The following is a 12072-nucleotide window of genomic DNA, read 5'->3' as shown; positions in this document are numbered from 1 at the left end:
ATAAGAAAAGCGCCCCATATAAAAAATCAGCTAAATATCAAGGATACTCTGATTATTTTATTCACTTTTGATGGGGGGGGGGGTGGAAAAGAACCAACGCGTTGAAGTGCCGCCATCGCTAATCGATCAAGTTCCGGATTACCAGCAGAGACTGCTACACGACTAGAAAAAATACTCCCCTGCTTATGCACCATAAATTCTAACTTCACCGTTCCTTTTGCACGACTGGTACGCTGTCCCACAATATAATTTTTTTGCCTTTCTAATTGTGACTGTACCTTTGCTAACCACTCCATTAACAACATATCTTCAAGCCCTGCTGTACTGACGCCCTTGTTGGTGGAAGAAGAACGTACCGCCTTTGCATTGGAGCGCTTTACTACAGCTTTTGGCATCGGTATTGTTTTTTTGATAAACGCTTTATGCTCCACTTTTTGAGGAAGGGGTTCTTCCAAAGACTTTAAGTCATCTTGTTCTACCATATGCTGAGGCTCTTCCGATTGAACTTCATCCACGGATTCTAATTCCTCTGACTCCTTCTCTAAAAGATCAGACTGTAATACTTTTGGCTCTGTATTAATATCCGAATTAATATCCGACTCTGTATGAATATCTGACAAATCTGTATCAACATCCGGATAGATAGTTTCTTGCACAAAAGTCAGCATAATCTCCGACGAGAGCAAGCTATTACTTACACCCGTACTTTGAAAATAAAACTGCGCTCCCAATAATACATGCAAAAATAAAGCTCCAACAAATGCACCAATCCAAAGAGTTAATAATTGCGTCGTATTTTCAAAATTCATCGTTTCTTCTGCCGCTATTTTAAGCTTAATATTGGTGTAAATCTCATTAAAACAGGCTATTTTGAAATTGCAACTTTTTTCTTGACTGATTTTATCATGTTTAATATGGTTTTCTAGTGGTTTTGTCTTGTTGGCAAAATCACTTCTGCTTGGCTGGCAAGTTTTAATCAGCGGGTCCAGCCTTTTTGTATGTAAATAAAATTTCAAAACAGAGAGGGGATGTTTAAAAAGGTTGTGATGTGTTATGCAAATAAGACGAAAAAATATCTATAAAAGCTGTGTGATTTTAAGTGCATTATCGGTCTGTATACCTTCATTTGTTTTTGCACGAAATAAAGATGGAGGAGCTGTCACTGAACTCAAACCAATTGTTATTGAAGAGAAAAAAATAGGGACGGCCTTGGATTCGGTCACTATTCTGACAGATCGGAAAACCGCGAAGGATATTCGTGAGAAACAAATAACTGATGCCTATGATATTAGTCGTCTTTATCCAACCGTGGGGTATAGCCCAAGTAATAACAGTTTTGTCATTCGTGGTTTAGAAGCAAACCGTGTTCTCACAACAGTGGATGGTATTGTTCTTCCGTGGTTCAATGATATATTGCGTAATAACAGTGGTAACACAATGTTTGACTTTAGTGCGCTTTCCACACTTGATGTTATTCAGGGACCGGATTCTAGTCTTTATGGATCTGGTGCACTGGGAGGAGTTGTTGCGTTGCGTACCCTTGATCCTGAAGATCTTATCACAGAAGGAAAAAATTGGGGTGGTCTTATAAGAAGTGGTTATCATTCTGTTGATAATAGTTGGCACGTAGATCAAGCTGTTGCAATGCGTGCTCAACAAACGTTTTTGCTTTTCCAAGGTTCTTATGCGGAAGGTCATGAGCGCAAAAATATGGGAACCCTAGAAGGTTATGGAGAGCGCACACGTAAAAACCCGGCTCATTTTGACCAAAATAATTTGCTCTTTAAAATTCACCAATACCTTGATGACAATCACCGACTTGGTTTTACAGCAGAACGTTTTGGTCACAATGTTGATACACATTCATTGAATGCTTCTGAAAGATATTATGCCCGTGGTTCCGTTTATGACAAGGACGACAAACTCCGTGAACGCCTTTCTCTTTCTTATGACTATAACGGCAATGAAGATGCACTTTTTGATGCGTTTCGTGGACAGATTTATTGGCAAAGACAGTCAAGTCATGATATTATGACTTCATTTCGTGTTCGGGCACCCAAAGGGGATTTTTTGAGAGATAATTTTTTGCGTAATACCAATTATGGTTTCAATGCTGATGCTCTCAAGAAGGTTCATATTGGCACTGTAGACCATACGTTAAAGCTTGCCGCTAATGTCTTGTCATCTAAGTTTCATCATTATTTGTTCGGGAAAGATAATTGTCACTTGCCGGAAAATGCACGGGGATGCCTCTTTGTGCCCGCTAATCGGTCAGATTCACCAGATACAAATGGCTATAATTTGGGTTTTGTTTTCGAAGATGAAATTGGCCTTGCCGATAACCATTTCCGTATCACACCTGGAATTCGTTATGATTGGTATAAGTATGTCCCTCAGAAAACGTCTTCTTATGAGAAAGCTCTACTTTCTGACAAATTTCCTCCAGAAAGAAATGGTTCACGTTTTTCTCCCAAATTACGTGTGGAGTGGGATGTTCGTGATCAAGTAACGCTTTATGCCCAATGGGCACAGGCTTTTCGTGCACCACGTATTGCAGAACTTTACGTCTCTTATATAAAACCCTCTGCTTATTACTCGAAGGGCAACCCTGATCTTAAAGCAGAAACGAGCAATGGGTATGATGTTGGTATAAGGTATGGAAATAGAAATTTGGGTGGTTCAGTCAGTGCCTTTTTCAATCAATACAAGGACTTCATAGACACTATGGATAAAGGTCCATCAGAGGAATTCCCATTAGCACGTCGCCATTATATAAATCGTGCAAATGTGCGTATTTATGGTGCTGAAGCAAAAATACATTTGGCTCTTAATGGTGGATTCCATAGCAATTTTGCTCTTGCCTATTCGCAAGGAAAAGATATTGATAAAGATGAATATCTTAACTCAATTCCAGCTTTAAAAGCGATTGTTGGGATCGGATATGCAAAAGAAATCTGGGGAGCAGACGTTGTTCTTACCTCATCTGCCAAACGTGATAAAGTTGCTAAGGAATCGGACTATCAAAAAATTCCAGGTTATAATATTATTGATGTGTCAGGTTGGTTGAAGCCATTTGGTGAAAAGGGTCCTGTTATAAGGGCTGGTGTTTATAATCTGTTCAATCAAAAATATTGGAATGTATCAGATCTTCCTTCCGATGACGGCTCAACACCGAAGGATTATTATAGTCAGCCTGGTCGCAACTTTAAAGTTTCGTTCGTGCAAAAATTTTAGTCACTTTTGTTAATCATTAGATCAATTAAAAAGGTTATATCGATAAAAAATAAATTATTGCGTTTCTGTTCTCATTGTTCTTTGAACAACGAATTTTGAGGTTTGCGCTTTAACTCTTTGTAATTTATTGGTTTTTATTGTTCTATTGTTGATAAAATAAGGGCTTTTTTGGTGGTGAGTTGAACCATTAGTTGATAGTGGTTCAACTCACTGTTTTTGAGTTTTAAAATTAAACAATTAACCTTTAAACAGGTAACATAAGGATAAGCCCATGTCATACACAGCCGAAATGATTATTCACTTGCGTGAAGAAAAAAAAGAAATGCGTAACCGCGATTTCGCGGACTCTATTGGTATATCCGAAGCAGAACTCATTGCGGCTTATTGTACAATTGGAAAAGCAAAAAAACTACGCGCTGATGTCGCTACTCTCTTGGAAAATGCTCCTAAACTTGGAATAGTCATGGCATTAACACGGAATGAAAATGCTGTCCATGAAATAACAGGATGTTTTGAGAAGATTGTTCAAAGTCAGCATATTCCGATAACACTCGGTGAAATTGACTTGCGTATTTTTTCAAAACAGTGGAAGTTTGGTTTCGAGCATGACGTGACTATTCTCGGAACACCTATGAAAAGTCTGCAATTTTTTGATCAATATGGCATTGCTATTTTCAAACTCTATTCTCAAGACGCAACAAATATGGAAGAATGGGCTGCACTTGTTGAAAAGTTGCTTCATGACGATCAATCATCCGCACTTGATATTTCTCCCGCTCCTACTCCAGTACAATGTGATACGGCAAAGCTAGATGTTGAAAAGTTCCGAGATCGTTGGCGACAGATGACTGATGTGCATCAACTTCATGGAATTATTTCTGAACTGAAAATTAATCGACATAATGCCGTAAAACATGCCGGAAATGAATTTGCCGATGAGTTAAAAATAGAAGCTGTTGAGATGATGCTCAAACAAGTTGCACAAGAAGAGTTACCAATTATGTGTTTTGTTGGAAATAAAGGATGTATCCAAATTTTCACTGGGCAAGTAAAGAATATTAAGCAAATGGGACCTTGGCTTAATGTTCTCGATCAGAAGTTTCACCTCCATTTACTCGTTTCTGGAATCAAGAAGGTATGGCGTGTTCGCAAACCTACAATTGATGGATATGTCAACTCACTTGAAGTTTTCGATAAAGATGATGAGATGATTATTCAATTCTTTGGCGTACGCAAGGAGGGCCAAAAAGAACGTGAAGATTGGCGCTCTTTATTGAATGGTTTACCATCGAGCCAAGAAAACAGCAGTAACTAAGATAAGGTAAGGTCAGACATGTTCATATCTCTTTTGCATAGGTTATCAAACCTTTTCCTTATATGTTTACTGCTCTCTCTTACCTGTTTTTCTAAACAAGTGATTGCTGAACCCACAACCCGTTTTCCTGAAAATGCTCGAATTGTTTCTATCGGCGGAGCACTTACAGAAATTGTCTATGCATTGGGTGCCCAAGATCAGCTTGTCGCCCGTGATAGTACAAGCGTCTACCCGCAAGAAGCGCTCAAGCTTCCTGTGCTTGGATATATGCGTGCTCTTTCACCGGAGGGTGTTTTATCACTTGCCCCAGAGGGCATATTGCTTGTTGAAGGAAGCGGTCCCGCTTCAACAATTGATATTCTCAAAAAAACATCAATCCCTCTGGTGATCATACCAGAAGACTACTCCCGTGAAAATGTGATAGAAAAGATTCGCCTCGTTGGTCAAGCCATTCATCGGGAAGTTCAAGCCGCTGCGTTAATTGAAAAATTGAAGCGTAATTTTTTAGAAAACGATACGCTTTTGGCGAAAGTAACAACACCAAAGCGTGTTCTTTTTGTTTTCTCTGTGCAAAATGGACGCGTCATGGCATCTGGAACAGGTACTGCAGCTGATAGTATGATAAAACTTTCAGGTGCTATCAATGCTATCACCGATTATAAAGGATATAAACTTCTCAACGGCGAAGCGTTATTGAAATCAGATCCTGATGTTATCTTACTTGTAAAACATGGTGCAAGATCAACTAGCATTGATAAGATTTTAGCCATACCGGCAGTTCAAGCAACAACAGCAGCAAAAAATCATGCCATAAAACAGATGGATGCTATGTATTTTTTAGGATTTGGTCCACGCACTGCAGACGCATCAAGAGAGCTTATTGAGATACTTTATGGTGCAAATCAAAACGGTAAGAGCTGATAAAAATGGTAGACGGTACATCCATGATGCATTTACCTGAAACAAAAGAAGGTAAAAAAATAAACCGTTCAAAGCAGGGGAAGGTTTTATTATTAAGCTTAATAATATTCCTTACCTTCAGTATTTTTGGTGGGCTCTTGAATGGTGCCGCAAAGGTTTCTTTCCTTGATCTCCTCCATGTGATGCTTACACAAGATTTTTCAGTAAGTAGTAAAACGCGTGATTACCTCGTGCTTATCGACATAAGGCTTCCCCGTGTTATCTTTGGATTGTTAATTGGAGCAGCTTTAGCTGTCTCCGGTGTTCTTATGCAAGGGCTTTTCCGTAATCCTCTTGCAGATCCTGGAATTATAGGTGTATCAGCAGGTGCTGGACTTGGAGCAGTCTTAGCAATTGTTGTCGGTATTGCTTTTCCTGTTTCATTTGCACCTTTTCTAGAGCCTTACAAAGTTATCATAGGTGCTTTTTTTGGTGGACTTTTATCAACGATTATTCTCTACATAATAGCAACGCATAATAGCTTTACCTCTATTGCAACCATGCTGCTTGCTGGTATTGCTCTTGGTGCATTAAGCAGTGCAGTTGTTGGAACATTGATTTTTATCGCAAATGACCAACAACTCCGTGATATCACTTTTTGGAGTCTTGGCTCTCTTGCAGGCGCTACATGGTTGAAAGTATGGCTCGTTCTCCCTTTCATCGTTATTGGTCTTCTTTTCTCTCCCTTTTTATCACGAGCACTTAATGCCCTTGCTCTTGGAGAAGCTGTTGCTGGCCATATTGGTTTCCATATTCAACGCGTTAAAAATATTGCTATTCCCCTTGTTGCCCTTATGTGTGGTAGTGCTGTTGCTGTCAGTGGTGGTATTGGTTTTATTGGTATTATTGTTCCTCATATTTTACGTCAACTCATTGGTCCTGATCATCGCTATCTCATTCCTTGCTCTGCTCTCTTGGGAGCAGCATTACTTATTTTTGCTGATACGTTTGCACGCTTAATTGTTGCCCCCGCAGAATTGCCGATTGGGATTGTAACAGCGCTTTTTGGTGCTCCTTTCTTTCTATGGATCCTTATATGCAAACGAGGAACAGACTTTTCATGATTAAAGCGACAAATATTTGTGTTCAGCGCGGAAAGAAGCAGATTCTTAAACACATTAATCTTCAAGCTAAAAGTGGTGCTTTTACCATTATTATTGGTCCTAATGGATCAGGGAAAAGTACTTTTATCAAAGCTCTGAGTGGTGAAATTCCTTACAGTGGAAAAATAACCTTAAATGGTTATAATGTATGCCAAACAAAAACTCATGAAATGGCAAAAATGCGCGCTGTGCTACCACAATCAACAACGCTCGTATTTCCATTCTTAGTCCATGAAGTTGTAGGGCTTGGCCTTTCTGTAAACCAATTTACCATTACCAAAGCCGAAATGCAAAATCTTATCCAAAAAGCTTTAGAGTGCGTTGACCTTTCTGATTATGGCAACCTGTATTATCACCAATTATCAGGTGGAGAACAAGCTAGAGTACAACTTGCCCGTGTCCTTTGCCAAATCTGGAAACCTGTTCATAATGGGATTCCTCGCTGGATGATATTAGATGAACCTATTGCTAGCCTCGATATTCAACATCAAATCATCGTTATGGATATTGCTAAACAATTTGCCCATTCTGGTGGCGGCGTTCTTGCTGTTCTTCATGACCTCAATCTCGCAGCACATTATGCAGATAACATGATCTTGCTCAAGGAAGGAGAGATTTATTGCAAAGGAAATGCAACTAACGTTTTGACAACACAAAATCTCCGCGATGTTTATCATTGTTCTTTAAACGTTTCTGAATTACCTAAAGAAGATATCCCATTTATACTCCCTCAAACGGCATCCTCCTATGAAATTAGATCTCTAAGCTATCGGTTTCAATCTAAAAACTAAAGTCCATAGAAAAATAAAACATGCAAATATTTAAGAATCTTTTTTATTTTTATATGAACTTCTTTTTGTCATCTGTCATTTTAAAAAAGAAAACCAAACACCCTAAAAATATTTTGAGAAAAAACCACTAGTTTAAAATCTTTCAAGATTTTACATAACTAAAAACATGCGAAATTTTGTTTTGCTATCAAGCTGTTAGATAATACGAATTTATACAACATAAATATGCGTTTTTCCACTCTTTCTATCACTTTTATCTTTATAAAAATGTTTCAAGAAATGCGTACAAATGCCTTTGTTATAATAATGGGGTGTATTATTTATATCTTCTAAGGACTATGTAGAAATCAAGTACCTTTCTCCCATCTATAAAAATTTATTTGTAGCTTTAATGGTAATATTTTCTTTATAACACATATACTTTAGCTTTTTGTATAAATAAATATTGATTTATAATGATATTTTTTACTTTTCTCTCTCTATTTAAAAAATCGTTTATTGGCATATCACAAAGAATTAAACTATTGAATAAAAACTTTAAAATAAAATCAATAACGCTTCTTGTAAGCCCCCTAATACAAAAACAATGCGGAATATAGGAATGAGGAGAGAGATAGCATTTGTCTGCTGCTTCACAAGCATAACGATGATTCCACTCAAGGAATACTATCATTTACAGATAAAGCCTACACCATAGCAATGCAAAGAAATGAAATGGACAACAAGATGAGAGATATCTTTATGAGATAAATTAACTCATACAGGGGTATGCTATTTTTACACAAAAAACGTTAAAAATATTGTACTTTTTATGCCTCAGGTTGAATAATTTTATCACCTTATCCCCTATCAAAACACCTTATGAACAAATATATCTCCAGATCTCTTCATGGCACAGTTTAAATGATTTAATACATTTTCTCTATGTTATCATACAATTATAAAAAAGTTATGATTTTCTTTTTCTGATAATAAATTATATCCTTAACTCTTTCTTTTAATCATTTTAAAATTGTTTTTTTGTCTCCCTCAAGTATCGTATTAACAATATAGATTTCCTCTTCATAGACGTAGAAAATAACGCGGAATTGCTCCGCGTTAATAAAATTATCAATGTCTATAGATTATTATTACTCAAACATACTCAGGATTTTATAGCATAGACAACGGTTGCATTAACAGGACGCGTTTCTGCCTCACCCGTATGGGAAAGAGTTACCTTGTGTGTATGTGCGCCAGCAGAACCTGTTCTCCCCTTCAGGGTCGCATTATAGGTATAATGGTTCGGTAGTCTCCCAATATCACCAACTGGCCATCCAACTCCTTTATACTCAAAATTATGCGCATGCTCGCCTGCATTTTCAATACTCCCAATATGCGTATGCGATTTTATGCTATCTTGTTGTTCATCTGCAAATTTTCTACCACCATCTAACCCCCGACCATTATCAAAGCCGCGTAAAAACATGCCTCTAAAATCAGGAACTTTAAAAGTTTTATTGCTGTCTTTTCCCCATTTATCACCTATTGCGTTGAATAACTGCGGATAATCTTCACGCTTATAGGCCTTACCATCACACAAAAGCCAACCATTTGGCACATTTTGCATAGCAAATGTTGCAATAAATCCAGAGGGAAAACTTTCTATCTTTGGTGGTGTAGGATTTAATAAATACCACCCCTCATGCTCTTTTATTAAAACACCATTATTGTACACCATTTCATAAATGCCATCTGTTTGAAATTCTCCACCTTCTAATGGTATAACCCCCGCATCAGTTGCTTTATAGATAAGCTTTTCTCCTATATTATTAACAGTTATTTTTGTCGAGCCAATATTTACACCACAAGCTTTAAAACGTATGATGATATCATTGTTGTATTTTTTTATAGGCGAAACTGTCTTTAAGGTAATTAATGTTGTTTTATCTTCCACATTTACTGTAAAGCTTGAATTAATAGATCCACCATTATCTGCAAGATATTCACGCACGCGCTGCATCATCGCCCGTGCACTATCATTAACAGAACTAGGCGGCTGACCTTCTGCCCAATTAATGATACTATCTGAATAAGCATTTTCATCAGCCTTTAGAGACCAATCGTAAATATTAGACATTATAAATCCCCCATTATTTTCATAGTTTTTCTAACAAATTCTCGTTCTGTGCACTAAAATGTGCTGCCACTGTTGATTGGTACATCATAATCACTGCACCATCCGTATTTACGCATTTTACCTCTCTTCACTCCTTACAATTTAATAACCTAAATTCACCAGATGCTTTTCATAACATTAGTATTAATGTTTTCTCTTCTAATGTGTGATGTAACCACCTCATCTGATGTTACTTAATATCTTGTTTTGTTGCTTTGCTGTTGTTATATAAATATTTCTCAAATCTTGCATCTTGTTGCAAAATTTATAAATACTGTTCAAAATTTTCCTTATTATGGATTTCATATAACCATTATCGAATGTAATAACTTATCATCCACATAGAAAGTTTCTGACTTAAGCATTATCTTTTTTATTTTTTTCAATAGTTTAAATCTATCTCGTTGATATTTTAAAACAAGGAAACTCTATCTTTTGGCTATCACTTGTATTAAAATTTTAAAGTTAGCTTTAAATTCTTTGCATGCTTCATTATGTTTTTATTCACATGCAAATGCTTTGTTCTATTTTATTCAATTTATTCCTGAAATTGTGTTACAAGGTCAGCACCAATGTTTTTTTGAACAGGCTTTTGTTCAATCTAAATGCACCATAGAGAATATACTCAATATGGCCATTTCCTCACACTTTCATTGAACTGGAAATGAAATACCACACACCTTCACCACATCTGAAGGTTGTATCCGATCCGGAAAACATTAAAAAACATAACCTAGCACCCTCCCCCAATTTTTATGAACAATACCCTTGTTTTTTTAATGCCCCGTAACCAAATTCTCCCCTCCCGCATTTAGCATATTTCTATATATATTATTATATGTATATTTTTTTTGCAAGAATAATAAATCATTCTCAACAACATCTTGCAATTATTGGTGCTCTTCTCTATTCTTTCCAGCGTTTACCTCATTATTTAGTATAATTGAACTACTTAAAAATGATTTTTTTAACAAGATCTAAAAGATAAGCTATTTTTTATATCTTTCATAGTGTTCATAACGAGTTTTATGATATTAGTGGAACAATGCAAAGCAATTATAGAATGCTATGATAGTTTAGATAAAGAATTCACTAACGAATTTATCTATGAGTCTCTTGTTAACACATTTGTCTATCTCTGGGGTATACCAATCATCTTTTCCTGTATAGCTGCAGATTTTATATGGCTACCAATTGTAACATTGCTAATAATAGCAATATTAGTGGGAATTTGGTTACTCTTCCTCATAATTCCTTACTTATTCCAAAATTGGTTTTTGGCTTTGATAATCATTATTATAATAATTCTTTGTTTGCGTTTGTTTTATTTATTCCCTATTTTAGTGTTTAAAAATTTTTTTGAGGCGAATTTACTCAATTTTTTTCTTGTTGTATTATAATAAATAAGAGCACTTCATTATAATTAGAAAGCTTTTTGTATATCTTTTTGTATATAATGAGTGATTTCTTATCTGTAATATTACTGCACGATATCACATGACTCTTGAGTACCTTTACCTTGAAAACAAAGAGCTTTATGTCTCAGAAAATGAATTTAAGTAGTACTTTATGCTGAGATACATCCTTTTGCTTTCTCTCTTCCAACTCTTTAAAAGTGTTGATGAAATTTCAAGATGAAAAGCCTTTGTTCATTTTCATCATCATTTTTTAATAATAAAGATTAAGTATTGTTTCACATTTTTGTTTATCGCATTCTTAATGGGAATATCTCCTCATGAAAAATAGAATGCCCCACACAAAATATAATGATATTGCATATCACGCACTTTTTAAAGAAATATTGCTCAAAATATACTCTGTTCATTTTACGATAGCACACGTCAATGATACAATAGAAAGCCATTACAGATCGTCATCTTTAAGCTTTTGAAGATACAAGCTGGAACCCATTATACAATTTTGTTGGTCGCCACATTGCGATCGTCCTCGCATCTGAGAATGTTCATGTATGACTTTTCGCTTCCTTTCTTCAAGTATTTTGCCCCATATGCTCCCACTGATGACGTGCAAGAAGTGATTTTATATGAAAAGATGTATGATGAAAGAATCTTATGGTATTCTGAGTTACTATTTTAATATGAAAAAAATCTCGATCAGAGCTATAAACTATCTAATTTTTCCTTGATAATCCGTTTTTAACTTTATTCTTGTTTATAAAAGCTTCAGTATCATAGTTTATCACTTCATAATATCTATTTTCACTCTTAAAAAACACACCAAAATCATTTAAATATATTTTTATGATTGACAATATAGATATTTAAGCCAACCATATTCGTATTAAAAAAATACTTTAAATGGGAGGAGGCATGCAAATATTAGAATAGATATTGTATCAATTTTTCAAAATAAATTTTCTTGAGCTTTATTCGGTTTGCTTTGCTATAAAGCAAATACTATTTCTATTCATCCGAATGCTCGTAATTGATAATTTGAATATATCTCCATTAACATCGCAACCTATTTTTGAACTCTGTATCTATAAGGAAA

Annotated in this window: 7 protein-coding genes; 5 read left to right on the top strand and 2 right to left on the bottom strand. The window is 35.8% G+C overall.

All coding sequences use genetic code 11. The features are described from left to right. Window positions 1-26: 26 nt before the first annotated feature. Entirely contained in the window at window positions 27-809 is a 783-nt protein-coding gene (locus ACFIKJ_RS01615; RefSeq protein WP_375625186.1) for a cell envelope integrity protein TolA, read from the bottom strand. A 244-nt stretch (window positions 810-1053) separates the two neighbouring features. On the opposite strand from ACFIKJ_RS01615, the gene ACFIKJ_RS01610 reads away from it, so the two are divergent. From ACFIKJ_RS01610 to ACFIKJ_RS01590, 5 genes are all read left to right on the top strand, one after another. Beyond that, complete coding sequence (locus tag ACFIKJ_RS01610) at window positions 1054-3234, top strand: TonB-dependent hemoglobin/transferrin/lactoferrin family receptor (protein WP_375670179.1); 2181 nt, start codon at window positions 1054-1056, stop codon at window positions 3232-3234. A gap of 271 nt (window positions 3235-3505) precedes the next feature. Continuing rightward, a complete protein-coding gene (locus ACFIKJ_RS01605; RefSeq protein ID WP_375625047.1) occupies window positions 3506-4549 on the top strand; it encodes a hemin-degrading factor in 1044 nt (347 codons plus the stop codon). Window positions 4550-4567: 18 nt separating this feature from the next. After that, entirely contained in the window at window positions 4568-5470 is a 903-nt protein-coding gene (locus ACFIKJ_RS01600; RefSeq protein ID WP_375625048.1) for a hemin ABC transporter substrate-binding protein, read from the top strand. A 5-nt stretch (window positions 5471-5475) separates the two neighbouring features. Further along, the gene (locus ACFIKJ_RS01595) at window positions 5476-6573 is read left to right on the top strand and encodes a FecCD family ABC transporter permease (protein WP_375625834.1); all 1098 of its coding nucleotides are present in this window, start codon (window positions 5476-5478) and stop codon (window positions 6571-6573) included. Next, a complete protein-coding gene (locus ACFIKJ_RS01590; protein ID WP_375625832.1) occupies window positions 6570-7403 on the top strand; it encodes a heme ABC transporter ATP-binding protein in 834 nt (277 codons plus the stop codon). Before ACFIKJ_RS01595 ends, ACFIKJ_RS01590 begins: the two co-directional genes overlap by 4 nt. 1144 nt (window positions 7404-8547) lie before the next feature. Here ACFIKJ_RS01590 and ACFIKJ_RS01585 read toward each other — a convergent pair. Then, a complete protein-coding gene (locus ACFIKJ_RS01585) occupies window positions 8548-9522 on the bottom strand; it encodes a tail fiber protein (RefSeq protein ID WP_375653269.1) in 975 nt (324 codons plus the stop codon). Between the last annotated feature and the right edge of the window lie 2550 nt (window positions 9523-12072).

The sequence above is a fragment of the Bartonella sp. PS7NMGDW genome (genome assembly GCF_042193585.1).
Classification (GTDB): domain Bacteria; phylum Pseudomonadota; class Alphaproteobacteria; order Rhizobiales; family Rhizobiaceae; genus Bartonella; species Bartonella grahamii.
Note: the sequence above shows the minus strand (reverse complement) of the source record. Positions and strands in the feature narration are given on the sequence as shown.

Bases quoted from the DNA above. Each gene is read 5' to 3' on its own strand.
- ACFIKJ_RS01590 (WP_375625832.1), top strand. From the start codon at position 6,570: ATGATTAAAGCGACAAATATTTGTGTTCAGCGCGGAAAGAAGCAGATT.
- ACFIKJ_RS01610 (WP_375670179.1), top strand. From the start codon at position 1,054: ATGCAAATAAGACGAAAAAATATCTATAAAAGCTGTGTGATTTTAAGT.
- ACFIKJ_RS01600 (WP_375625048.1), top strand. From the start codon at position 4,568: ATGTTCATATCTCTTTTGCATAGGTTATCAAACCTTTTCCTTATATGT.
- ACFIKJ_RS01585 (WP_375653269.1), bottom strand. From the start codon at position 9,522: ATGTCTAATATTTACGATTGGTCTCTAAAGGCTGATGAAAATGCTTAT.
- ACFIKJ_RS01605 (WP_375625047.1), top strand. From the start codon at position 3,506: ATGTCATACACAGCCGAAATGATTATTCACTTGCGTGAAGAAAAAAAA.
- ACFIKJ_RS01615 (WP_375625186.1), bottom strand. From the start codon at position 809: ATGAATTTTGAAAATACGACGCAATTATTAACTCTTTGGATTGGTGCA.
- ACFIKJ_RS01595 (WP_375625834.1), top strand. From the start codon at position 5,476: ATGGTAGACGGTACATCCATGATGCATTTACCTGAAACAAAAGAAGGT.